Annotated in this window: 20 protein-coding genes and 1 riboswitch; of the genes, 13 read left to right on the plus strand and 7 right to left on the minus strand. The window is 58.3% G+C overall.

Annotation, left to right across the window (positions count from 1 at the left end; translation table 11 throughout):
• The first annotated feature begins 175 nt into the window (after positions 1 to 175).
• The 8 genes from ALFI_RS01915 (at position 176) to ALFI_RS01950 (ending at position 9886) form a co-directional block, all read left to right on the plus strand.
• Positions 176 to 2191 carry an ATP-binding protein gene (locus tag ALFI_RS01915; protein WP_244264996.1) on the plus strand — a complete coding sequence of 672 codons (2016 nt, stop codon included), beginning with the start codon at positions 176 to 178 and terminating at the stop codon, positions 2189 to 2191.
• 104 nt (positions 2192 to 2295) lie between these two features.
• Positions 2296 to 3657: an MATE family efflux transporter gene (locus ALFI_RS01920; protein ID WP_014774563.1), complete on the plus strand. Its 1362-nt coding sequence runs from the start codon at positions 2296 to 2298 to the stop codon at positions 3655 to 3657.
• A gap of 51 nt (positions 3658 to 3708) precedes the next feature.
• Positions 3709 to 5343 (plus strand): regulatory iron-sulfur-containing complex subunit RicT, encoded by a 1635-nt coding sequence (locus ALFI_RS01925; protein ID WP_014774564.1) that lies wholly within the window; start codon positions 3709 to 3711, stop codon positions 5341 to 5343.
• Positions 5344 to 5585: 242 nt separating this feature from the next.
• Complete coding sequence (locus ALFI_RS01930; protein WP_014774565.1) at positions 5586 to 6098, plus strand: hypothetical protein; 513 nt, start codon at positions 5586 to 5588, stop codon at positions 6096 to 6098.
• A gap of 5 nt (positions 6099 to 6103) precedes the next feature.
• Positions 6104 to 6853, plus strand: coding sequence for a tRNA (guanosine(46)-N7)-methyltransferase TrmB (gene trmB / locus ALFI_RS01935; protein ID WP_014774566.1), 750 nt, complete (start codon positions 6104 to 6106; stop codon positions 6851 to 6853).
• Between the two features lie 171 nt (positions 6854 to 7024).
• Positions 7025 to 7399 carry a BlaI/MecI/CopY family transcriptional regulator gene (locus ALFI_RS01940; protein WP_014774567.1) on the plus strand — a complete coding sequence of 125 codons (375 nt, stop codon included), beginning with the start codon at positions 7025 to 7027 and terminating at the stop codon, positions 7397 to 7399.
• A 6-nt stretch (positions 7400 to 7405) separates the two neighbouring features.
• On the plus strand, positions 7406 to 7618 hold the full coding sequence (locus ALFI_RS01945; protein ID WP_014774568.1) for a hypothetical protein: 213 nt from the start codon (positions 7406 to 7408) through the stop codon (positions 7616 to 7618).
• Positions 7619 to 7711: 93 nt separating this feature from the next.
• Complete coding sequence (locus tag ALFI_RS01950; RefSeq protein WP_014774569.1) at positions 7712 to 9886, plus strand: M56 family metallopeptidase; 2175 nt, start codon at positions 7712 to 7714, stop codon at positions 9884 to 9886.
• 372 nt (positions 9887 to 10258) lie between these two features.
• On the opposite strand, the gene ALFI_RS01955 is transcribed toward ALFI_RS01950, so the two are convergent.
• A complete protein-coding gene (locus ALFI_RS01955) occupies positions 10259 to 11698 on the minus strand; it encodes a hypothetical protein (protein WP_014774570.1) in 1440 nt (479 codons plus the stop codon).
• 179 nt (positions 11699 to 11877) lie between these two features.
• Positions 11878 to 12091: riboswitch (cobalamin riboswitch) on the minus strand.
• A gap of 442 nt (positions 12092 to 12533) precedes the next feature.
• Here ALFI_RS01955 and ung point away from each other — a divergent pair.
• Together ung and menA are read left to right on the plus strand one after the other, a co-directional pair.
• Positions 12534 to 13196 (plus strand): uracil-DNA glycosylase, encoded by a 663-nt coding sequence (gene ung, locus ALFI_RS01965; RefSeq protein ID WP_009596308.1) that lies wholly within the window; start codon positions 12534 to 12536, stop codon positions 13194 to 13196.
• A 212-nt stretch (positions 13197 to 13408) separates the two neighbouring features.
• On the plus strand, positions 13409 to 14302 hold the full coding sequence (gene menA, locus ALFI_RS01970) for a 1,4-dihydroxy-2-naphthoate octaprenyltransferase (RefSeq protein WP_014774571.1): 894 nt from the start codon (positions 13409 to 13411) through the stop codon (positions 14300 to 14302).
• A 196-nt stretch (positions 14303 to 14498) separates the two neighbouring features.
• Here the strand turns inward: menA and ALFI_RS01975 are convergent, their stop codons facing one another.
• The 3 genes from ALFI_RS01975 to metK form a co-directional block, all read right to left on the minus strand.
• The gene (locus ALFI_RS01975; protein ID WP_009596311.1) at positions 14499 to 15359 is read right to left on the minus strand and encodes a sigma-70 family RNA polymerase sigma factor; all 861 of its coding nucleotides are present in this window, start codon (positions 15357 to 15359) and stop codon (positions 14499 to 14501) included.
• Positions 15360 to 15413: 54 nt separating this feature from the next.
• A complete protein-coding gene (locus ALFI_RS01980; protein ID WP_042493122.1) occupies positions 15414 to 16886 on the minus strand; it encodes a Do family serine endopeptidase in 1473 nt (490 codons plus the stop codon).
• Between the two features lie 175 nt (positions 16887 to 17061).
• Positions 17062 to 18366 (minus strand): methionine adenosyltransferase, encoded by a 1305-nt coding sequence (gene metK, locus ALFI_RS01985; protein WP_009596301.1) that lies wholly within the window; start codon positions 18364 to 18366, stop codon positions 17062 to 17064.
• Positions 18367 to 18740: 374 nt separating this feature from the next.
• On the opposite strand from metK, the gene ALFI_RS01990 reads away from it, so the two are divergent.
• Positions 18741 to 19136 (plus strand): hypothetical protein, encoded by a 396-nt coding sequence (locus tag ALFI_RS01990; protein WP_014774573.1) that lies wholly within the window; start codon positions 18741 to 18743, stop codon positions 19134 to 19136.
• 124 nt (positions 19137 to 19260) lie between these two features.
• Here the strand turns inward: ALFI_RS01990 and ALFI_RS01995 are convergent, their stop codons facing one another.
• The 3 genes from ALFI_RS01995 to ALFI_RS02005 all read right to left on the minus strand — a co-directional run bounded on the left by ALFI_RS01995 (position 19261) and on the right by ALFI_RS02005 (position 21312).
• Entirely contained in the window at positions 19261 to 19842 is a 582-nt protein-coding gene (locus ALFI_RS01995) for a hypothetical protein (protein WP_042493125.1), read from the minus strand.
• Positions 19843 to 20236: 394 nt separating this feature from the next.
• Positions 20237 to 20809, minus strand: a complete 573-nt coding sequence (locus ALFI_RS02000; protein WP_014774575.1) for a hypothetical protein — start codon at positions 20807 to 20809, stop codon at positions 20237 to 20239.
• An 11-nt stretch (positions 20810 to 20820) separates the two neighbouring features.
• Positions 20821 to 21312, minus strand: a complete 492-nt coding sequence (locus ALFI_RS02005) for an RNA polymerase sigma factor (protein WP_014774576.1) — start codon at positions 21310 to 21312, stop codon at positions 20821 to 20823.
• 327 nt (positions 21313 to 21639) lie between these two features.
• On the opposite strand from ALFI_RS02005, the gene ALFI_RS02010 reads away from it, so the two are divergent.
• Both ALFI_RS02010 and ALFI_RS02015 read left to right on the plus strand, forming a co-directional pair.
• Entirely contained in the window at positions 21640 to 22872 is a 1233-nt protein-coding gene (locus ALFI_RS02010; protein ID WP_014774577.1) for a site-specific integrase, read from the plus strand.
• 17 nt (positions 22873 to 22889) lie between these two features.
• A complete protein-coding gene (locus ALFI_RS02015; RefSeq protein WP_014774578.1) occupies positions 22890 to 23282 on the plus strand; it encodes a virulence RhuM family protein in 393 nt (130 codons plus the stop codon).
• Positions 23283 to 23317 lie beyond the last annotated feature (35 nt).

Raw genomic sequence — 23317 nt, forward strand, 5'->3', positions numbered from 1 at the left:
ATCTTCCCGTTGAAAGAGACCGGTTTCAAACCGGTCTCTTTTCTTATTCCGCCACTTTTTTATTCCATAATTGCCTGAAAGATTATTTTTCAACTAAATTTGTCCGGATTTAATACAGTTTCATAACACCGACATGCGTCAGATGCTCCTGAAAGCCCTTGCGTCAGGGCTTATTATGTCCTTGTTTCCATTCGCCGCGATATCGGCGCCCGCCGGGCCGTCACACGCCGACAGCCTGCTCAGGCTTTTATCCAAGACACACGATGCCGTCGGCCGGGAACGGATATACGTCCAGCTGGCCGACCTGAGCGGAGACAGTCTCGAACTCGCAGCGCCCTATTGGGACGCGGCGCTCGCCGAAGCGCGGAAATCCGGAGACCTCTACGGCTGCAAGGACGCGCTGGACTTTCTGGTACGCAAATTCGCAGGCCGGGACTCGCAGCGGGCCGAGAAATACATCGCCCTTGCGGACAGCATTCTTCCGGGACCGCGCCACGCCCTGTTCCGCTCGTCGCTCTACGCCTACTACATCTGGAAGCTGATGAACGACAACAATGCGGTCGAAACCGTAAAACACGAACTCGACAGACTCAAGACCAAAATCCACAACGAACTCTCGCCCGAAGAGCGCATCGAATGGGAATTCCTGACGGGACTCTCCCTAGACTTCTCGTCGCTGGCGACCGAAGCCTACGACAACATCGGCAAGGCGATCCCCTATGTGGAGCAGGCATTGAAAAAACTCGAAGCTTATCCGTTGGAAGAGCGTCTCCACATGGAGCGGATCTGCCGCGACGAGCTTTCCGAACTCTACATGCTCAGCAAAGACAAACACGCCGAAAAGCAGATCCAGCAATGTATCGACCTGCACCGCGCATGGCTGGCGATGGACGACCGCTTCGAACGCCCCTACCGCGACACGACGGGCTACACGATGCGCGCCTACTCGAAGATGCTCTATCTGCGCGAGCTTATCTCCAAAGAGAAGGCGACCCAATATTACGGGAAGTGCATGGAGCTGGCCCGCGCCAGAGGCGATCTGGCCGAGATTTACAGCACCAGCGCCCGCTATTACCAGTACATGGAGGAATACGAGCGGGCCGTGGCCTATATCGACTCGGCCGTAACCGTCTACAAGCGCAACGGCACAAAAGCGGATTTCGCCTCCATATACGCAGTGCAGTCGTGGCTTTACGAGCATCTGGGCGACTACAAAAACGCCCTCGAAGCGCTGCGCGAATCCAATACGATCCGCCACAACGACCGCGTGGAAGAGGCGCAGAACAGCCTCGCCGAGATGCAGACCCTGTTCGAAGTGGGACAGCTGGAACTTGAAAAATCCCGGCTGGCCAACCGCATGAAATTCATCGCCCTGCTTGCCGGCGGGGTGCTGCTGCTGCTGCTCGTCGGCTGGAGCGTCTACCAATACGTCATGGTCCGACGGCTGAAACAGATCAGGCGGCAGCTCACCGACGCCAACCAAGAGATAACCCGCCAGAGCCGCCGCGCCACGGAGAGCGAAAAGATGAAAACGGCCTTCATCAACTCCATGTGCCACGAAATCCGCACGCCGCTCAACGCTATCAACGGATTTTCGGAACTGCTGCTCGATGACACCCTCGACGCCCATACGCGGCGCGAATTCCGCGAACAGATATGGACCAACACGACCGCGCTGACCACCCTGCTGGAAAACATGCTCGAACTGTCGAGTCTTGTCTGCTCCGAAGCGCCGCTGCCGCAGACCGACACCGATATCGGCCTGCTATGCGCCGAACGGCTGGAATACCAGAAGCGGCAGTCGAACAACCCGCAGGTGGAGTATATCTTCAAGGGGGGGGGTGAAGGTTCCTGCATCATTCCGACCAACGTCTTCTACATGACCCGCGTGATCGACAACCTGCTGCAGAACGCCGCCAAATTCACCGCCGCAGGCTCCGTCACGCTCTCCTGCAAGAAGGATGACAGCAAACGCAGACTACGCATCCGCGTGGCCGACACCGGCATCGGCATCGACCCCGACAAGCGGGAGTGGGTATTCGAACGCTTCGCCAAAGTGGACCCCTTCAAACCGGGTTCGGGCATCGGGCTCTATCTCTGCCGCCTGATCGTCACGCGGCTCGGAGGCGAAATCCGCGTCTGCCCCGAATACCGCGCAGGCTGCTGCATCGATATCGTCCTCCCCTGCTGAAGCTGAAAATCCGCCCCTTCCGGGCGGATTTTTCGTATCGGACGGAGCTGCGGATTGCAATCCGGAGTTAATTAGCTATCTTTGCATCCTAAATCCGGAACGCAATGTACAGTTTCTCGACTTATAAAGATCAATACAAGTCCAATCTGAAACTGGCCCTGCCCGTCGTACTGACGCAGCTGGGCCAGATTCTCACGCAGGTAGCCGACAACCTGATGGTCGGCCGCTACGGCGGCGGCGACCCCGTGCCGCTGGCCGCCGTATCGTTCGGCGGCTCGGTATTCTTCATCCTCTTCATCGCCGCCATCGGCATCGCGCTGGGCATGACACCCCTCGTGGGCGAGCTTTACGCGCAGGGCGACCGGGAGAAGTCGGCGGGGCTGCTGCAGAACGGCATCCTGTTCTACACGCTGCTGGGATTCGCAATGGCGGTCGTCCAATACTCCGTCATCCCGCTCATGTACCGCCTCGGCCAGCCCGTCGACGTGGTCGATGCGGCCATCCCCTATTACCGTATGCTGGTCTTCAGCATGCCGTTCGTGATGCTTTTCTTCGCCTTCAAGCAGTTCCTCGAAGGCGTGGGCAACACCAAGGTCGAGATGGTCGTGACGATCGTCGCCAATCTGGCCAACATCGGCTTCAACTGGGTCTTCATCTACGGACGCTTCTCGCTTCCCGAAATGGGCGCCGAGGGCGCGGGTCTGGGCACGCTGCTGTCGCGCATCATCGCCCCGATCCTGATGGTCGGCTACTTCTACAGCCGCGAGCGCTACCGCGGCTACCTCGACGGATTCTCGCCCCGCAACTACTCGTGGGCCACGGTGAAAAAACTGCTGCACATGGGACTTCCGATCTCGATGCAGATGTTTCTCGAAGCTTCGGCGTTCGTCGGTACCGGCATCATGATGGGCTGGTTCAACAAGGAGACCATGAGCGCCAACCAGATCGCCGTCACCATCGGCAACTGCGCCTTCATGATTGTCATGTCGATCGGCGCCGCCACCACCATCCGCGTGTCGCACTGCTACGGCGCCCGCAACATCGGCGAGCTGTCGCTGGCGGCCAAGGCGTCGTATCATCTGGTGCTGGCGTGGAACGCCTTCGCGGCGCTGGTCTTCATCACCATGCGCAACGTCATTCCGACCTTCTTCACCACCAATGCCGAAGTGATCGCCATCGCCTCGCAGCTGATGGTCTTCGCCGCGCTGTACCAGCTTTCGGACGGCATTCAGAACGTCTCGGTAGGCATCCTGCGCGGCATTCAGGACGTGAAGATCATCATGCCGATCGCCTTCGTCTCCTACTGGCTGCTCAACCTGCCCGTGGGCTACCTGTTCGGCTTCACGCTCGGCATGGGTCCGTCGGGACTTTTCCTCGGCTTCTCGTTCGGTCTGTCGGCCGCCGCCGTGATGATGATCCTCCGCATACGACGCAGCATACGACGCTTGTACCTCAACAGCAATTAAAAATTAAAAAATTCAGAATTTTTGCGTATCTTTACGCAAATTATACCCTCCATGGATACCGAAAAACAACATACGAAAGCATTCAAACCCGAAATAGGCCGCGGCTGCTCCTTCTGCAACTGCGGTTCGGAATGCGAAGCCAAACTCTGCGACGGATGTTTCAAACTCCACGAGACCGCATGGCTCGAAGAGTACCCCGAAAACCTTCCGACCGACATCGTCGAAGTGCGTTTCAAGAACACCCGCCGCGCATTCTACCAGAATGTCAACAACCTGCCGCTCAAGCGGGGCGACATCGTGGCGGTCGAAGCTTCGCCCGGCCACGACATCGGCATCGTCTCGCTCACGGGCGATCTGGTGGCGCGCCAGATGCGCCGCACGGGATTCAACCCCTTCAACGGCGAATTCAAGAAGATATACCGCAAAGCCAAGCCCTACGACATCGAGAAGTGGCAGGAAGCCATCGAACTGGAACACGAGACGATGATCGCGTCGCGCCAGATCGCGGCCGACATGGGACTCAACATGAAGATCGGCGACGTGGAGTATCAGGGCGACAAGATCAAGGCCATTTTCTACTATATCGCCGACGAGCGCGTGGACTTCCGCGAACTAATCAAGGTCTTCGCAGAACGGTTCCACATACGTATCGAGATGAAACAGATCGGCGCGCGGCAGGAGGCGGGACGCATCGGCGGACTGGGTGCCTGCGGACGCGAGTTGTGCTGCGCATCGTGGATGTCGAGTTTTTCGAGCGTCACGACCGGCGCCGCCCGCGTACAGGAAATTTCGCTCAATCCCCAGAAACTCGCCGGACAATGCTCGAAGCTCAAGTGCTGCATGATGTACGAGTACGACACCTACGTCGACGCCCGCAAGGAGTTCCCGCGTCTGCGCGAACCGCTGCAGGCCATGGACGGCGAATACTATCTGGTCAAGAACGACATTCTGGCCGGCACGATGACCTTCTCGTCGAGCAAGGATGCGATGGTCAACGTCACCACGCTCTCCATCGCGCGCGTCAGGGAGATCGTCTCGCTGAACCGCGCCGGCAAGAAGGTAGACCGGCTGCAAGCTGCCGAGGACATAGCCCCGGCGGCCGAAGAGCCGACCTACCGTTCGGAGGAGGACAGTATCACCCGTTTCGATCAGGCCAAGCGCCGCAGCAAGCGGAGCCGCGGCAAAGGGGGCCGGCAGAACGGACAGGATTCGCAGGAAGCGGGACAGCAGGCTGCAGGCCGGCAGGAACAGCCCGATCAGCAGGGCCGGCAGCAGGAACGCCGCCCGCGGCGCAACGACCGTCCCCGCAATGGCGAAGGCCGCAGCAGTGAGGGGCGCAACAACGAAGGCCGCAACGGAAATCCGGAACGCCGCAACAACGGCGAACGCCGTGACGGAGAGAACCGCGAAAACCGCAACGCCAACAACGGAGGCCGCAGAGGCAACTCCGGCAGCGAAAACCGGACCGGCGAAAGCGGCGACACCCGCAACGGCAACAACAACGAAGCCCGCAACGGCAATACGAACAACGGCAACGCCGCCGAACGCCGCGAAGGCAACAGCCGCGGTCGGAACAACAACCGCAACCGCCGCCGTCCGAACAACGACCGTCCGCGCGGCGAAGGCAGCGAAAACGGCAATAACGGCGGCAACGGAAACAACGGCGGCAACGGCGCAAACGAATAACGGTGCAACGGACGGCAGGTGACATAACGGCACGCTGCGGAGCCGTATCCCCATATGGGGCAGACCGGATCAGACCGGACCGCACTGCCGATCCATGCAGGCAAGAGACCGGCAGGCAAGATCGCACGGACGCCGATCCCTACGGAACATTCCCCGGCGCAGACGGCCGCGCGCCCATCCCGATCGAGGGGCGGAAATGCTCCGCAGCGGATATTGCGGCCGTAAAATTCGCCGGAGCGGCAATGCGCCCGCGGGGTTCCGTAGCCGCAAAAATGCTCCGTACGGCAGCCAGCCTGTCCGGTCCGGGAGCGATACGCCCGATGCGCGCGGCTTGCCGCACGGCGCTCGCCGCCGCGGCACTTCTCGCCGCAGGCTGCATGTCCCCCCACGGAGCCATTGCGACCGACGTCAATTCGGCGTCGTGGAGCGATCCCGCCCCGCTCACCCTCGCCAACGCCGATACGACGACGCTCCGCGACGTCAACCTTTTCCTGCGCTGCAACGACCGGTTCGCGGAGGATTCGCTGACCGTCCGCATCCGGGTGCGCACGCCGGACTCGCTCCAACACGAAGAACCGTTCGTGATGGTCATTCCCCCGGCACATACTCCGGCCGCGATCTCGCGCGAAGCCGACATCCCCTACCGCCGCCGCGTACGGTTCGACCGTACGGGCGACTACCACTTGACAATCACCCCCTGCCGCCCCGTCGAAGGCGTCGAAGCGGTAGGCATCCATATCGTAAAAAGCCAATAGAGACAATGGGCAAAGATAAACTCCGCAGGTTCCGCGAGAACCTGACTTTCGACTGTTTCGTACAACCCGAATTCGACGAGGTATTCCACTGCGACCATCCCCTCAAGGGGCGCTGGCGCAGCGACTTTTTCCGCAACGACAACCCCATCGTGCTGGAGCTGGGCTGCGGCAAGGGCGAATACACCGTTGCGCTGGCCGAACACGACCCGTCGCGCAACTATATCGGCATCGACATCAAAGGCGCCCGCATGTGGCGCGGCGCAAAGAGCGTCACGGAGCGGAAAATCGCCAATGCGGGCTTTCTGCGCACGCGCGTGGAGTTCATCAACGGCCTGTTCGCCGAAAACGAGGTGGACGAAATCTGGATCACCTTTCCCGATCCGCAGCTCAAAAGCCGCCGGGCTAAGAAGCGTCTCACCTCGCCGCTGTTCCTCGAATACTACGCCCGGCTGTTGAAACCCGCAGGGTGGATCAATCTCAAGACCGACTCGAAACACCTGTTCGCCTATACCAACGAGGTCGTTCGCCGCTACACCCTTCCCTGCGAGGTTTCGAATCCCGACATCTACGGTTCGGGGTATGCCGACGAGGTGCTTTCGGTCAAAACGGCCTACGAGAAACGTTTTCTCGAAATGGGTCTTCCGATCACCTATACCCGCTTTTCGCTGGCCGGACGGCAGGAATTCCCGTGGTTCGACTGGGAAGAGGACGAAAAGGAGGAAAAGGACAACGAGCAGGAGCGCCGGATACACTGACCCCGCTTCCAGCCTGACGGCCCGCCTATCCTTTATACAGCCGCTCTTTTCTTAATTAAATATAGGTAAGAAACTTTTTCGGCTCAATCTACTAATTTTTTAGATATAAAACTTGCATATCTAAAAAATTAGTAGTAAACTTGCATAGGAACTGAAAAAGCGCTTTTTACCATGGAGAAAAAATCAACGGAACTCACACGCGGCGAAGAGGAGATCATGCAGATACTCTGGCGTCTGGGGGACGCGGTGGTCAATGAGATCATCGCCCAGACCGAGGAGCCGCGGCCCAAGTACACCACCGTCGCCACCTTCCTCAAGATTCTGGAAAACAAAGGTTTCGTGGGACACACCCCCGAAGGCAAAAGCCACCGCTACTACCCGCTCGTCGGCCGCGAGCAGTACGCGCGCGGGGTCATGTCGTCGGTGCTGACCTCCTATTTCGACGGCTCGCTGGCCCGGATGGTGTCGTTTTTCTCGCGGAACGAAGACATTTCGGTCAAGGAGATGGACGAGATTCTCGAAATCATGCGGAACGCAAAAAAATAACGCGCTATGAAACGGCTTCTGCTCTTCCTGATTCTCCTGCTGGGCCACGCGGCCCGCAGCAAAGGGCAGACCTCCGGTCCGCCGCAGGACGGCATGCGGCACGCTGCCGAAACAACTTCCGAGACGAATGAAACACACCGGTGCGGCGGCATTCAGGCCGCGGCAATACGACCGTCAAAACACACCGCAGCCGTCGCTGCCGCAGCGCCCACCCGATAAACCGCCAGCCGCAGCGACACGCCCGAAAACAGCGTACGCCAACCGACGATAAACGCCCGAAACACAAGCACACGACCAGTCAAATCACTGACAATGAAACCCGCAATCATCTACATGCTCGAAGTGCTCGTCTGCAGCGGAGTCCTGCTGGCGGCCTACGCCATCCTGCTCGAACGCCGGGTAAAATTCCGCTGGTGCCGGCTCTACCTGCTCCTGACGACCTTCGCCGCGGCCCTGATTCCGCTGCTGCGGATTCCTGTATGGCCGGGGCGCATCGTCGCAGCCGCACCCGCCATCCCGCCCGACCTCCCCGTCTGGATGGGCGAAGTGCTTCCCGACGAGGGCGGAAGTTTCGCCGTAACGCCCGAAATTTTCTGTCTGGGGCTTTATCTGCTGGGAGCGGTCCTGATCGCCGGCGTCATGGCATGGCAGGTCTTCCGCATCCATAGGCTGCGGCGCGGCGCCGAAATTTCCCGGACCGGCGACTATACGCTCGTCCGCACGCGGCAGGAAATCGCTTCGTTCTCCTTCCTGCGCACCATTTACGTCTGGGACAAAACGCCTGCCGGGGAGCTGGCCGCCATTCTGGCCCACGAGTCGAGCCACATCGCCCACCGCCACTCCATCGAACGCATCCTGATGGAGCTGATGAAGGCCCTTCTATGGTGGAATCCCTTCGCATGGATCGCCGCACGGCGGCTGACCGAGGCCGAAGAGTTCGAGGCCGACAACGACGTGCTGAGCAGCGGTTACGACCGCGCCGAATATATGCAAACCATCTTCAGGCAGCTTTTCGGTTATAGTCCGGAAATAGCCAACGGGCTGCGCAACTCCCTCACTAAAAAACGCTTTAAAATGATGACCAAGCAGACAAAGAGCAGGCACGGCCTGCTGCGGCTGGCGGGTACGTTGCCCGCCGTGATAGGATTGTTGTGCGCATTCGGCTTCACCTCGCGCGCAGCTGTGATCGTCGCCCCGGCGACCGCCCCCGCAACCGGAACGACCGAAGAGCCGGCCGACATACGAACCGCGGCCGACGCGATGCAGAAGCAGGACAAGACCTGCACGGCGACGCTATCGGTAGTGGATAAAAAAGACAAACACCCCATCGAAGGAGCGCTCGTACAGGCGGCCGGCCCCCCAAAAGGCACCGTCACCGGCAAAGACGGCCGGGCCGTGATAACGGTCCCCGAAGGCAGTGAACTCAAAATCAGCTATATCGGCTACGAGCCCCGGACCATCGCCGTAAACGACGAAAACCCGGTCGTCGTATCCCTGATACGAAACCCCAAAGCAGGCTTTACCCCCACCGACGACCTGCCCGACACGCCGCAGGAGCAACAGCAGGAGCAGGTGACCGTCAGCGTCGCCACCTACAAGGACAACGCCCCGCTCGCCGGTGCGCTGGTCAAGGTCAGCGGTTCGCAGATAGGTGCGGTCACCAACGACGAAGGCTTGGCCGCATTACAGGTACCGGCCAATTCGGCTCTTGAAATCAGCTACATAGGATGCAAACCGCATATCGCACAAGTCGGCGACAAGGCGCGTCAGATGTTCATGTTCGACATGCAGCCCGCAACGTCCGGAAGATCCGAAACGGAGGGCACGACCGTAACAACGACCGTAACGGACAAACCGCTCTATATCGTCAACGGAATCGAAACGAAGGAGATCGGCAAACTCGATCCCGACCGGATCGAGAGCATGAGTGTCCTCAAGGACAAGGCCGCCACCGCACTCTACGGCGAAAAGGCCCGCAACGGCGTGATAGTCATCACGCTCAAAGGAGCGGATATAGAACCTGCTACGTCCGAAAGCAACGGCAAGAGGGATGACGCCGAACAAACCGCGGCAAACGCCATCGCGATTAAAAACGGCACCCCCGAAAAGGAAGAGGCGTTCCTTGTGACCGAAACGATGCCTCTCTTCCCGACCGAAGATCCCGCCGCCCCGTACGGCGACCTCGGCAACTTCCGGGCATGGGTGCAGAAAAACGTAAAGTACCCGGCCGAAGCTTTCGAAAAGGGGATCGGAGGACGTGTCGTGCTGTCGTTCGTCGTCGAGAAGGACGGCTCGGTAAGCAGCATCGAAAAGCTCCAATCGCCCGACGCGTCGCTTTGGGAGGAGGCTCGCCGCGTCATCGCCTCTTCGCCCAAGTGGAAACCCGGCGAACAGCGCGGACAGATCGTGCGCGTGAAATATACGCTCCCCGTGGACTTCCGTCTTACGAAAGCGTCAGATACGCCGGCCCCGGAATCCGGAAAGTAGTTTTTCAACCGGCTCCGACCAAGCAGACTGCGCGGCGCCATAACCCGGATTCCCCAAACCGATCGGCCCGGATTCCCCGAATCAACCGGCTCCACGAATCGGCCGCCCGGCCTGCTTTTCCCAAGCCAAGATCCCGCGGACCGGCATCCGATCCGGATTTTCAAGCCCCCGCCGGCAGTCCTCAGAGACTGCCCCGGCTTTCCCAAGCCACCGAACCGACCATAAGCGGAAACGGCGTCCACCCTGAGTTCAGTGGACGCCGTTTTTATCGGCCTGCCGGACCGCCGAATAGCGATACCTGCGAGACCGCCCCGGCCGCTCCGGACTTTTCAGCCCTATCTCCGAACGGCTCTGCGACTCCGCCGCTCCGGATTACTCCCTGCAACAGCGAACGTTATAGCCGTATGCCGCATCGGATTTCGAAGAAGACTGCGGCTGGAGCAGTTTGCCCGTACTGAGCTTTTTCGAAATATAGAAACAAGAGATCGTGTTTCCCGAACGATAGTTGGACCAGTAATGCCCCGTACGGGTCGTAGCGAGACCGGCGAGATTGCCCTTGTCGCGGTTACGGTAACCCGATGTCGGGTACCAGTCCCTCAGATCGCCGAAAATGTAGGTCATGCCGTACTTCTCCCCATCCCATTCCGAGGTTCCGTCCACATAGCGGTCCTGATCGTCCGCAAAATCGTCCCACGTATCGCGGTCCGGCACCTTATACCCCACGGGGCACGGATCGTAGCAGGTTTTCGCGGTATTCCACAAATCGGCGCGGGGCTTGGCCAGCCAGTCGTAAACTCCGGTCGCACCCTTGTTCGAAAGGAACGAAAGCGGATGCGCCGCGGCGTATTCCAGTGTCGAAACGGCCGCCCCGCTCTCCTGCTTCCACGCATGCGTATCGGCGAAGGCCGGATTGACGACCGAATTTTTCGCCGCCTGCGCAAAAGCAGTCGCCGAGGTTTCGGGGGCCGTACCCCCGCAGAACGGGTCCTTGCGGCCCCACTGGTAATAGAGTCCGTAAGCCTCGGCCGATCCGGGCGTCGTGCCGACGGCTCCCAGCGAACGGTCCAACAATACGCGGCCGTTGGCATAGGTCACCCTCCGAGGTTCCGGCGTGAACCAGAGATGCCAGCTCCACACGATCTCCCCCGCGGCATCCGCAAGCGCGATGACGGCATTGCCCTTCGCGGCGCCTGCCGCCGTAAAGAAGATGCGGCCTTTTCCGGCATCGAGCGAAACCGCCGAAATCTCCTGCTCCAGCCCTTTCGTCACCCAAAGCCAGTCAGCTTTCATGCCGTCGGCAAGCGCGATCGCGGCATCGTCTCCGCTGCCGTTGCCACGCACCGCAGCGTCGAACATATAATCGCCGGCCTCGCTGACGATATAGCAGTTGGCGGTTCCGTCCCGGCTCAGGTCGATGGCCGTCACCGGCGCCTGCACGGCCGTCAATGTCGGCGTAGTCGCACTCCACGGCTTGCCGTTGCGGTCGGTGACGGTCAGCGTCACGGCCGTTTCCGACGGAGTTGCGGACGCCGTAACATCGAGCGCGCCTGCGTAGGCATCCCCCTCGCGCCCGGCAGAGACGACAACCGTCCAACCGGAGAGGGCCTCATCAGGCTCGGCGGCGAAAGTCAGCCCCTCCAGATCGTCGCCCGTCACCGTGAAGGCGAGCCGCTTCTGCTCCCCGACCGTAAATTCGACGGGATTCTCCCCGGCGAACGAGATTTTCAGTTCGACCGGTTTCTGTTCCGGTTCGTTGTCGTTACAGCCCGATGCAAACAGGGCCAGCAAACATCCTAAGATCAGTTTTTTCATCTTTTATCCGTTTTTGGTTGAACACTGTTCCGTTCCGGCGGACCGCAAAGATGAAAAGGCACACTCCGACGCACACGCAACAAAGCGCGCGCAGTCCGGCATCCGAGGTTGTTTTCGACACACTCAATACGTTCGGTTGAAAATGACCCAAGACCTGCTCCATTCACCGTAGAAGCGAAATCCGTATAATCGCGACGGCAGGTCTTCTGACTCGCCCTTCTCTCCGGCGCCTTCCCGGTCCGCGGAGGACCAGTGGCCAAGAATGCCGGAAAATACTTTCAATCAAGAAAGCCGGGCACACAGCAACGGGAATTGTTACCGATTCTCACGGTATTCCCTTTTAATTCCCGGCGACCGCAAAGGGACCGGGAAACCGTAGCGAAAGCAAAGGTAGCACAATCCCTCAAATAAACAAAAAAAACGCAGCCGGAATTCGGGTTGCGGCACAAATCCCCTCCGTACCGTCAGCCGCCGGGTCCGAGCGGCGCCATGATCCGCCGGACCTGTCCGGTGTTGTCCATCACGCCGCAGCGGAGTCCGGCACGCGGTTGTCGGCCGGCGGGTCCGAATCAGGGCCGCGCCCTGCGCACGGTCGAATGCCTTCGGTACGTAACCGCCCCCGATCACCGGCATCGAGACCTGCGTCAGCCCCAAGCCGTCGCCGATCATATAAATCAGCGTCACGGCCCCTTTCGGCGGTTTTTCCGCATCCGCGCACGCGCAGTCAGCAGGCAAAGCGCAAAAAACAAAACCCCTTTCCTTATATCGGCAGCGAAAACAACTGGAATTTGCCGACTTTTTACTACATTTACACCACTTTAACACACCTTGCAACATGGATGTAAAGATCGCCCCCGACTGGAAAGAGCTGCTCGCTCCCGAATTCGAAAAACCCTACTTCGCCGACCTCACGCAGTTCGTACGGCAGGAATACGCCACGCGGCGCATCTATCCGCGCGGCAGCAACATCTTCCGCGCCTTCGACAAATGCCCGTTCGACAAGCTGAAAGTGGTCATCATCGGTCAGGACCCCTACCACGGTCCCGGACAGGCCAACGGGCTCTGCTTCTCGGTAGGCGACGGCGTGCCGTTCCCGCCCTCGCTGCAGAATATCTTCAAGGAGGTCGCCGACGACACCGGGACGCCCCCTCCCGCGACGGGCAACCTCGACCGCTGGGCCGAGCAGGGCGTACTGCTGCTGAACGCCGTGCTGACCGTCCGCGCACACGAAGCGGCGTCGCATGCGGGCCGCGGCTGGGAAACCTTCACCGACGCCGTGGTACGCGCGATCTCCGAACGCAAACAGGGCGTCGTATACATGCTTTGGGGCAGTTACGCCCAGAAAAAGGGAGCTATCGCAGACCCGCAGCGGAATTTCATCCTCAAGTCCGTACACCCGTCGCCGCTCTCGGTCTACCGCGGATTTTTCGGCTGCCGCCACTTCTCGCGCGCCAACGAATATCTCCGCAGCATCGGCAAGGAGCCGATCGTATGGTGAACCGTCGCCTGCCGGTCCGGTCTTGCCGGTCGTCTTATCGGTCGTCGTATCGGTCGGAAGTTTCCGCCACCTCAGGCGGCGCGGGGACTTCGGCCTGCGCCAATCCGGGATCGTCTGACTACGCCCTGCCCCGGAAGGAGCCGCAAAACGGTTATCCGCCCAAACAATACAGCAATAAAACCACACGCAGCGCATAAGTCCGCTCCGGAAACATGAAAACACAAACAGCCACCAATTCGTTTCGGGCATGGATGCTCGCGGCGCGGCCCAAGACGCTGACGGGAGCCGCCGTACCGGTGATGCTGGGCTGCGCTTTAGCCGCTTCGGACGGAGATTTTCACCTGCTGCCCGCCGTGCTGTGCCTGCTGTTCGCCTTCCTGATGCAGATCGACGCCAACCTCATCAACGACCTCTGGGATTACCTCAAAGGCTCCGACGGCAAAGACCGGCTGGGACCCGAACGGGCCTGCGCGCAGGGCTGGATCACACCCCGCGCCATGCGTCGCGGAATCGCCCTGACGACCGCGGCCGCCTGCATCACGGGCTGCGGACTGCTCTTTTACGGCGGCTGGTGGCTGATCGCCGTCGGCGCGCTGTGCGTCGTGTTCGCATTCCTCTACACGGCGGGACCCTATCCGCTGGCCTATCACGGCTGGGGCGACCTGCTGGTGCTGGCTTTCTTCGGATTCGTCCCCGTCGGCTGTACCTGTTGCATCCTCAGCGGCAGCTGGACATGGCAGACGGGCGTCATTTCGGCGGCCTGCGGACTGGCGATCGACACCCTGCTGATGGTCAACAACTACCGCGACCGCGAGCAGGACGCCCGCAGCGGCAAACGCACGCTCGTCGTCCGGCTGGGCGCACGGGCCGGCAGCGGGCTTTATCTGGCACTGGGATTCGCAGCCGCAGCGCTCTGCCTCCCGCTGCTCTGCGACGGCCGCATAGGAGCGGCAGCGCTTCCCCTGCTCTACCTCGCACCGCACACGGCGACATGGCGGCGCATGGTGCGGATCAGCCGCGGCCGGGAGCTGAACGCCATTCTGGGCGCCACGTCGCGCAACATCCTGCTCTTCGGAATACTGCTCTCGATCGGGCTGCTGCTGTAAAGACGGTCCCGAAGCGCACACAGCGCAACCCGCGGCCCCGAAGCGCACCCCCACACACCACGCACCAATAGCATCGCCGCACCGAAACGCATACGGCAGGCCAGCCGCTCACAACAGCACTAAACAAAAAAAAGCCGTCATTTTTGACAGCTTTTTCACTCACACGACCCGACCGGGCCGGATATGTCGCCGGGCGTCAGCCCAGATACGATTTCAGCAGTTTGCTGCGCGACGAGTGGCGCAGGCGGCGGATCGCCTTCTCCTTGATCTGGCGCACGCGCTCGCGCGTCAGGTCGAACTTCTCACCGATCTCTTCGAGGGTCATCTCCGAAGTGCCGATGCCGAAGAAGTACTTGATGATGTCGCGTTCGCGGTCCGTGAGGGTTTCCAACGCGCGGTCCACCTCGGTCGAGAGCGACTCGTTGATAAGTCCGCGGTCGGCGTTGGGCGAATCGGGATTGACCAGCACGTCCAGCAGCGAGTTGTCCTCGCCGTCGGCGAACGGGGCGTCCACCGAGACGTGGCGGCCTGCCACGCGCAGCGTGTCGGTGACCTTCTCCTTGGGAAGCTCCAGCTCCGTGGCCAGCTCTTCGGGCGACGGGGTGCGCTCGTGCTCCTGCTCGAAGCGTGCGAACGCCTTGTTGATCTTGTTGAGCGAACCCACCTGATTGAGCGGCAGACGCACGATGCGCGACTGTTCGGCCAATGCCTGCAGGATCGACTGACGGATCCACCACACGGCGTACGAGATGAACTTGAAACCGCGGGTCTCGTCGAACTTCTCGGCGGCCTTGATCAGACCGAGGTTGCCTTCGTTGATCAGGTCCGGGAGGCTGAGTCCCTGATTCTGATATTGTTTGGCGACGGAAACCACGAAACGCAGGTTGGCTTTGGTCAGCTTTTCGAGGGCTTCCTGATCTCCTTTCTTAATCCGTTGGGCGAGCTCCACCTCCTCTTCGACCGTGATAAGCTCCTCCTTGCCGATTTCCTGCAAGTATTTGTCCAGCGAAGCGCTCTCGCGGTTGGTGATGGATTTTGTAATCTTTAATTGACGCATATATCTATTAACCTTCCTAAATAAAATTCTACATTACAACCCGCCCGGACCGCACTACTCCACGAGCGTGTAGCTCGCAGCGCGGCCGTTGGGATAAATACCGTCGATCGAGCGGACCTTCTCGTCCATACGCTGCATGTCCGCAACCGAATAGACCGGACGATCGTTGATATGGGTAATCACAAATCCCTGTTTGACACGGGCACGGGCCAGAATTCCGTCGGCCTTGATGCCGACCACCTGCACGCCGCCCTTGATATCGAGCTCACGGCAGAGTTTGGTGCCCGCATCGGCGAACTTACCGCCGAGAACCTCGACGACATCGACGTCCTCTTTGGTCATTAATTCCGTTTTACCCGCTTTATTACGCAAAGTAACCTCGATTTGTTTCACTGCGCCATCTCTTTTTACCGACAATTTGACCTTATCGTTGGGTCGGCGGCGTCCGATCTGCTCGGAAAGGGTCGCATTGTCGTTGATCTTCACCCCGTCGATGTCCAGAATCACGTCGCCCTTGCGGATGCCGGCCTCCGAAGCCGAACCGCCCTCGACTACGCCGGCGACATAGGCGCCGCCCAGCTCGGTGATGCCCAGTTCCTTGCCTTCACGGTCGATAAAGTCCTGATCGACAATCGCAAAACGGATGCCGAGCAGTGCGCGCTGCACGATGCCGAACTCCTTGAGGTCCACGACCACCTTGCGCACGATCGATTCGGGAATGGCGAACGAATAACCGATATAGCTGCCCGTCTGCGACTTGATGAGGGTGTTGATGCCCACCAGCTCGCCGTGCGTGTTGACCAGCGCGCCGCCCGAATTGCCGGGATTCACGGCCGCGTCGGTCTGGATAAAGGCCTCGATGCGGAAATCGTTGGGAATAACCCCCAGATTACGCGCCTTGGCGCTCACGATACCCGCCGTAATGGTCGATTGCAGGTCGAACGGCGAACCGATCGCCAGCACCCACTCGCCCAGACGCAGCGCATCGGACGATCCGAAAGCCAGCGTCGGCAGGTCCGAAGCCTCGATCTTCAGCAGCGCGAGGTCCGTGGCCGAGTCCTTGCCGATCAGCTTGGCGTCGAACGAACGGCCGTCGTTGAGCTTCACGCGGAGTTTCGAAGCCCCGTCCACGACGTGGTTGTTGGTCACCACGTAACCGTCGGCCGAGATGATGACGCCCGAACCTCCGGCGCGCTGTTCGCGGAACTGCGGTCCCTCGTCATACCCCTGCGGGATGCCGAAGAACTCCAGAAAGGGATCGTACCCCCGGCGGCGCGGCATCTCGACCTGCTGCACGGCTTCGATATTGACCACGGCCTTCACCGCATTCTCGGCGGCGTACGTCAGGTCGGGGTACTGCTCGGCCTGATACGAGGTGAACTGCGTCCCCAGCGCGGGCGTGCGTTCCACCTCGCGCTCGATATATTGTACGGAGCCTTCGCGGCCCCCGGCTACTGCCCATGCCGTAAGTCCGCCCGCGGCGGCCGATACGGCGACTGCTCCTAAAATCAAAAATGCCTTTTTCATAATTCGATAACAAGTGTTTAAATTCAATTAATCGGAGGCAATTTATACCATAAGCTTCATCAGGTTTTATTACGATTCGTAGGACAAACGGACGGAAACGTCCGGTTAGTATGCCCGTAGGAACAAAAATCGGGACGTCCGCGACGGACATCCCGATTTTCTGCAACCCGGACCGTTACAATCCGAACTCTTTGCGAATCAGCTCCACGGCATCGAGCTTCTCCCAGCCGAAGAACTCGATCTCACGCTCCGTTTCGCGGCCGTTCTCCCAGACCTTCACCCGCTCCGTATAGGGACGGTTGCCGAAGTGACCGTAGGAAGCCGTGGCCTCGAAGATCGGGTTCTTCAGGCCGAAACGGCGGACGATGGCGGCGGGACGCAGGTCGAAAAGCTTGCCGATGCGGCGGGCGATCTCGCCGTCGGTCATGCCCTCCAGCGCGGCGGGACGCGGCGAACGGTAGGTATCGACGTAAATCGACAGCGGCTGCGCGATGCCGATGGCGTACGACAGCTCGACCAGCACTTCGTCGGCAACGCCCGCGGCGACCAGATTCTTGGCGATATGGCGGGCGGCGTAGGCCGCCGAGCGGTCCACCTTCGAGGAGTCCTTGCCCGAAAAGGCGCCGCCGCCGTGCGCGCCGCGGCCGCCGTAGGTATCGACGATGATCTTGCGGCCCGTAAGCCCGGTGTCCCCGTGAGGGCCGCCGATCACGAACTTGCCCGTAGGATTGACGTGCAGGATATAGTCGTCGCCGATCAGCCCGGCCAGCTTGTCGCCGGCGCGCTCCAGACGCGCCTTGACGCGCGGAATGAGGATCGTGCGCACGTCCTCGCGGATCGTAGCCTGCATCCGCTCCTCGGCCTCCTTCTCCGTCAGCCCGTTGCCGGGCAGGATGAACTCGTCGTGCTGGGTCGAAACCACGATGGTATGCACGCGCAGCGGACGGTTGGTCTTCTCGTCGTACTCGATGGTCACCTGCGACTTGGAATCGGGACGCAGGTAGGTCATCACCTCCCCTTCGCGGCGGATGACGGCCAGCTCCTTGAGAATCACGTGCGAGAGGATCAGCGTCGCCGGCATCATCTCGCGGGTCTCGTTGCAGGCATAGCCGAACATGATGCCCTGATCGCCCGCGCCCTGCTCGTCCTCCTCGGCGCGCACAACGCCCTGATTGATGTCCGACGACTGCTCGTGGATGGCCGACAGGATGCCGCACGAGTTGCAGTCGAACTGGTATTCGCTCTTGGTATAGCCGATGCGGTCGATCACACGGCGCGCCACGCCCTGTACATCGACATACGCTTCGGAGCGCACCTCGCCCGCCACGACCACCAGTCCCGTGGTGCAAAGCGTCTCGCAGGCGACTTTCGAGTTGGCGTCACGACGCAGGAATTCGTCGAGAATGGCGTCTGAAATCTGATCTGAAACTTTATCGGGATGTCCTTCGGACACCGATTCCGATGTAAACAAAAAGCCCATTGTTATACATTCAATTATGAGACGGTACCCTCAGCCGTAATGCCGGCATGCGGAAACACGCTCTCGGTTAATAAAAAAATAAAACGTATAAAATGGGAAAAATTGGCTGTTGGAATAAAAAATAAGCTGTTTTAGCGATTTTTTATTGTGGTTGCAATCAGTCAAATCTTTCCACATTTCCCCGCGTTACGGACGGGAGCGCAAAGATACGAAGGAATTTCGGAATATGCAAAAAACAGTTCGTTTTTGCCTCCGATATGCACTATCTTTGGCCTGGTATTGGATGAGATGCGTCCCGGCAACCCGCAAAACCCGTTTTGCGATTGCGCCCGACTTTCGCTATCTTTATACCCGTCGAATTCAACAAACCGTACATGAAACGATTCTTACTCGCCGCATGCATGCTTCTGGCCGCCGTCAGATTTTCGTCCTGCGAAAACGACGACGACGATCTCTACGACACGCTCACGGGCCGCGTATGGGCCGGAGACCTCGGATTCTACCAGGACGGCTATGCGCTGGACAGCTATGTTTACTTCGGGGCCGACGGCTTCGGCAGCGACGAACTCCGATACGCCGACGGCGGACGGGTCCTCGACACGCTCAACATCCAGTGGGACGCCTACGACGACGACACGATCTACATCGACTACGGCCGGGTCGATTCCCCGCGCGAACTGCGCCGGGTCCATATCCGCCGCGGCACGCTGACCGCCGAACTCTACATCGGCGGCCGCTATTACGACCGGATCACGCTCTACATGCGCTAACACGGCGGCACCTATTATATATAACGATCCCCGGATTCTGCGTGAATCCGGGGATTTCCATTATTCATTGAGAGTAACGCCTGAAATATAACCGTCCTCTATCCCTTCCAAACATAGATTTAACTTAACCATAATACGGTTCAAGCGTTATGCTGTTACAAGGATCGACCTTTTCTACGCATGAAAAAAAGCCAAGAATGGCACTATTTGTAGACTCAACTATGATCTTCCCCCAAGTATTCAGACCGGGAGCATGGAGCATAACTCCATAGACGCGATCCCACTCCAAGTAGATATTCCCTCCAATTGATTCGCAAGCTCGTGATGCGGAAACTGTTTGAGGAGTAGCTTTTCCCGTATCAATTTTAATTATAAATTTCCCGGATCGGGCGGTTCCGTCAGTATTCGATTTATCATTATCGTTTCCTGTCTTTTTCATATTCTGATCCAAAATTTCAAAATGATCTGCTTCGATAATCGTTCCGTCGGTAAACTCCACTGATTTCACTTGTAACTCATCGGTAGCGGCAGCATCTGTTGCTGCATAATTTTGCGCGGAAATCACCGTTCCATCAACAAGAGTAACGGATTTGATCCGCAAATCGCCCGAATCCTGAGATTTGGCTTCGAAGGGATATATTATAATCGAACATATCACCATCGCAATAAATACATATGATTTCATATCGTTTTTTACTCCTTTCATTCATATTAATTATCTAATTTCTTATTTTACCTGCCAGAAAACCGCAGATATTTTTTGTCGGAAAATTCGCAAATCCTCCTTGCGAAATAGAAAGTCATTACAGCTGCTGCATGGACAATCCTAATTAGTTTTCAATTCACATAGGCCCTGATATTATGAAGACAATTCAAGCGGTAATACTCGATACGAAATTTCACGCATTGACAGTTACAAATATATATCAGGCAGAATTTCAGTACAATACCTACATATTGTCATATCCAAAATATAACTACACAATAATTAGTACTCCGATATATGACCTTATACAACGATCCCCGGATTCACGCAGAATCCGGGGATCGTTCGTTAGCGGGCGGCGGCCTTGATCCGTACGCCGGTTATCGACCTCAACTCACTCCTCCACGTCCCGCAGGGCGGCGCGCAGGGCGTTGATATCGCCCATCATCCGCAGGAAGATACGCACGCTGAGGGGCAGTCCGACGATCAGTCCGGCCACGAATCCGTAAAACACATAGGGCGAGGTCAGGCTTCCCACGTAAAATCCCAGCGAGATCAGCAGCGGCACACCCAGCACGATGCCCGCGCCTACGCCCCAGAGGAAGCAGGTGCGGAACCGGAGTACGGCGGCGCAGGTTTCGCGCACGGTCCCCGCTCCCGGCTCGATCCGCGCCAGCAGCACCAGCAGCGCGATCTGCCGCGCCAGCATGGCGAAGATAAAGAGCGCCAGCGTCGCCTTGACGGCCGTTCCGGGATCCGCCTCGCCCGTACGGGATATATTGGCGAAACAAAGCGGCAGCACTGCCAGCAGAAAGATTCCCAGCCGTATCGTACGCGCCAGCCGCTGCTTGGCCGAGATGATCTTTCCGGCCGAGACCTCCGCCGTCAGCCGGTCTATTTTAGTGTCCGCACACGACAGACGTCCGTCCAGCTCGTGCCATTTGGTTTTCAGTTCGTCGAGTTCCATATTCGGGGAGTTTAATGATTTGCCTGTTCACGCAGTTTCAGCTTGATGCGGTGGAGCTTCGAAGCCACGTTGTTGCGCGTAAGCCCCGTGATCGCGGCGATCTCCTCGTAAGGAAGCTCGTCGAGCCACAGCATCACGACCGCCTTTTCGAGCGCATCGAGCCGGTTTATCAGTGCATACAGATCCCGCAGCCGCTCGCCGCGTTCGGGATCTTCGTCGGCTGCGCCCAGCGAGTCGGTCAACGGCAGCCGGCCCGTATGGCGGCGGTTGCGGCGATAGTACGAAATGCAGGTGTTCAGCGCGACGCGGTAGACCCACGACGAAACTTTGGCCCGGCCTTCGAATCCGTCGAATCCCCGCCACAGGTTAATCAGCACCTCCTGATAGAGATCGTCGAAGTCGTCGCTGTCCACGGCATAGAGATAACAGACTTTGCCGACGATGCGGCGGTGTTCCCGGACGAAGGTCTCGAATTCATACTGTTTGGTTCGCTGTAGGCTCATTGCTGAAACTGTTTTCCCCATTAGACGCGGCCGGAGCCGAAAAGTTGCACGGAGGATAAAATAAACCCATAGCGAAAAAGTAAATTTGGGCAAAGCGTAGCGAATTAGCTGATATAGCGTTCGTTACGCTTTGTCTTTCTATGGAACAGAGCCAACGAAATACCACCTCGAAGCCAAACGGTGCAGAAGTTCAGTTACCACCTCGTTACTCCCGTAACGGGTGCAGATTTCTCGCTAAATAGTTCTGTTTCTGCGTTTTGCGTAGATTTACATAGCTGTCGGTAACTCACTAATAACTAATTTTGTAACCAAAAAAAGGAGTGAGTTATGCGTAGTACATTCAAGGTATTATTTTACGTGAAGAAAGGCAGCGAGAAGCCCAACGGCAACCTGCCTCTGATGTGCCGTATCACGGTGGACGGCGAGATTAAACAGTTCAGTTGCAAGATGGACGTTCCCCCACGCTTGTGGGACGTGAAGAACAACCGTGCTTCGGGCAAGAGCGTCGAAGCACAGAGAATCAACCTTGCGGTGGATAAAATCCGTGTGGAGGTGAACCGCCGCTACCAAGAACTGATGCAGACGGACGGTTATGTTACCGCCGCCAAGCTCAAAGACGCCTATCTCGGTATCGGCGTCAAGCAGGAAACATTGCTGAAACTGTTCGAGCAGCACAACGCCGAGTTTGAGAAGAAAGTCGGGCACGGCAGGGCGCAGGGTACATTTACCCGTTATCGGACGGTCTGCAACCATATCCGGGAGTTTCTGCCCCATACCTACAAGCGTGAGGATATCCCGTTAAAGGAACTCAACCTCACGTTCATCAACGACTTCGAGTATTTTTTGCGCACGGAGAAGAAATGCCGCACCAATACCGTGTGGGGCTACATGATTGTGTTGAAACACATCGTTTCCATTGCGAGGAACGACGGGCGTTTGCCCTTTAATCCCTTTGCCGGATATATCAACTCTCCCGAAAGCGTGGACAGGGGCTACCTTACCCAAACGGAGATACAGACGCTCATGAACGCACCGATGAAGAACGCCACCCATGAACTTGTACGGGATTTGTTCGTCTTTTCTGTTTTCACGGGTTTGGCGTATTCGGACGTGAAGAACCTCACCGCCGACCGCCTGCAAACATTCTTCGACGGCAACCTGTGGATAATCACCCGAAGAAAGAAGACCAACACCGAATCGAACATCCGTCTTTTGGACGTTCCCAAACGTATCATCGAAAAGTACAAGGGACTGGCTCGGGACGGTCACGTTTTCCCCGTTCCGAGTAACGGCAGTTGTAACAAGATACTCAAAGATATAGGCAGACAATGCGGCTTCAAGGTGCGTTTGACCTACCATGTGGCACGCCACACGAACGCCACGACCGTACTTCTGTCGCACGGCGTACCCATCGAAACGGTGAGCCGCCTTTTGGGGCACACGAACATAAAAACCACCCAAATTTACGCCAAAATCACCGCCCAAAAGATAAGCCAAGACATGGAAACCTTGTCGCACAAGTTGGAGGATATGGAGAAGAATATCTGCCGAGCCATCTAATTAAAAGCAGAATACCGATGAAAGAAGAAAGGAACATTATCACGATGGACGAGCGGGGCAATATCTCCCTGCCGAGCGATATAGGCGCAACCGCCATGACCGAGCGGGAAATCTGCGAACTGTTCGGGGTTATCGCCCCGACGGTTCGGGCAGGGATAAAAGCTCTCTGCAAAAGCGGAGTTTTGAAAGAGTACGGCATAAAACGCCTTATCCGCTTACCGGAGAGAAGTTACATCGAGGTTTACAACCTCGAAACGATAGCCGCCCTCGCTTTCCGTGTCGAATCGTTCGGGGCGGCGAAAGTCCGCAGGGCATTATTAGAGAGGATTATACACGGGCGAAAAGAGAAAACGACGGTATTCGTGTCGGTTGTTTCGGACGGCAAGCCCAACAGCAGTTGGAAAGCATGATGATATACCAACATATCAACATACCAACATGCAAA

It is taken from the genome of Alistipes finegoldii DSM 17242, from assembly GCF_000265365.1.
Classification (GTDB): Bacteria; Bacteroidota; Bacteroidia; order Bacteroidales; family Rikenellaceae; genus Alistipes; species Alistipes finegoldii.

Excerpts from the sequence above, each read along its gene's own strand:
- ALFI_RS01915 (WP_244264996.1), top strand. The coding sequence starts at position 176 with ATGTCCTTGTTTCCATTCGCCGCGATATCGGCGCCCGCCGGGCCGTCA.
- ALFI_RS01920 (WP_014774563.1), top strand. The coding sequence starts at position 2,296 with ATGTACAGTTTCTCGACTTATAAAGATCAATACAAGTCCAATCTGAAA.
- ALFI_RS01925 (WP_014774564.1), top strand. The coding sequence starts at position 3,709 with ATGGATACCGAAAAACAACATACGAAAGCATTCAAACCCGAAATAGGC.
- ALFI_RS01930 (WP_014774565.1), top strand. The coding sequence starts at position 5,586 with ATGCGCCCGCGGGGTTCCGTAGCCGCAAAAATGCTCCGTACGGCAGCC.
- trmB (WP_014774566.1), top strand. The coding sequence starts at position 6,104 with ATGGGCAAAGATAAACTCCGCAGGTTCCGCGAGAACCTGACTTTCGAC.
- ALFI_RS01940 (WP_014774567.1), top strand. The coding sequence starts at position 7,025 with ATGGAGAAAAAATCAACGGAACTCACACGCGGCGAAGAGGAGATCATG.
- ALFI_RS01945 (WP_014774568.1), top strand. The coding sequence starts at position 7,406 with ATGAAACGGCTTCTGCTCTTCCTGATTCTCCTGCTGGGCCACGCGGCC.
- ALFI_RS01950 (WP_014774569.1), top strand. The coding sequence starts at position 7,712 with ATGAAACCCGCAATCATCTACATGCTCGAAGTGCTCGTCTGCAGCGGA.
- ALFI_RS01955 (WP_014774570.1), bottom strand. The coding sequence starts at position 11,698 with ATGAAAAAACTGATCTTAGGATGTTTGCTGGCCCTGTTTGCATCGGGC.
- ung (WP_009596308.1), top strand. The coding sequence starts at position 12,534 with ATGGATGTAAAGATCGCCCCCGACTGGAAAGAGCTGCTCGCTCCCGAA.
- menA (WP_014774571.1), top strand. The coding sequence starts at position 13,409 with ATGAAAACACAAACAGCCACCAATTCGTTTCGGGCATGGATGCTCGCG.
- ALFI_RS01975 (WP_009596311.1), bottom strand. The coding sequence starts at position 15,359 with ATGCGTCAATTAAAGATTACAAAATCCATCACCAACCGCGAGAGCGCT.
- ALFI_RS01980 (WP_042493122.1), bottom strand. The coding sequence starts at position 16,886 with ATGAAAAAGGCATTTTTGATTTTAGGAGCAGTCGCCGTATCGGCCGCC.
- metK (WP_009596301.1), bottom strand. The coding sequence starts at position 18,366 with ATGGGCTTTTTGTTTACATCGGAATCGGTGTCCGAAGGACATCCCGAT.
- ALFI_RS01990 (WP_014774573.1), top strand. The coding sequence starts at position 18,741 with ATGAAACGATTCTTACTCGCCGCATGCATGCTTCTGGCCGCCGTCAGA.
- ALFI_RS01995 (WP_042493125.1), bottom strand. The coding sequence starts at position 19,842 with ATGAAAGGAGTAAAAAACGATATGAAATCATATGTATTTATTGCGATG.
- ALFI_RS02000 (WP_014774575.1), bottom strand. The coding sequence starts at position 20,809 with ATGGAACTCGACGAACTGAAAACCAAATGGCACGAGCTGGACGGACGT.
- ALFI_RS02005 (WP_014774576.1), bottom strand. The coding sequence starts at position 21,312 with ATGAGCCTACAGCGAACCAAACAGTATGAATTCGAGACCTTCGTCCGG.
- ALFI_RS02010 (WP_014774577.1), top strand. The coding sequence starts at position 21,640 with ATGCGTAGTACATTCAAGGTATTATTTTACGTGAAGAAAGGCAGCGAG.
- ALFI_RS02015 (WP_014774578.1), top strand. The coding sequence starts at position 22,890 with ATGAAAGAAGAAAGGAACATTATCACGATGGACGAGCGGGGCAATATC.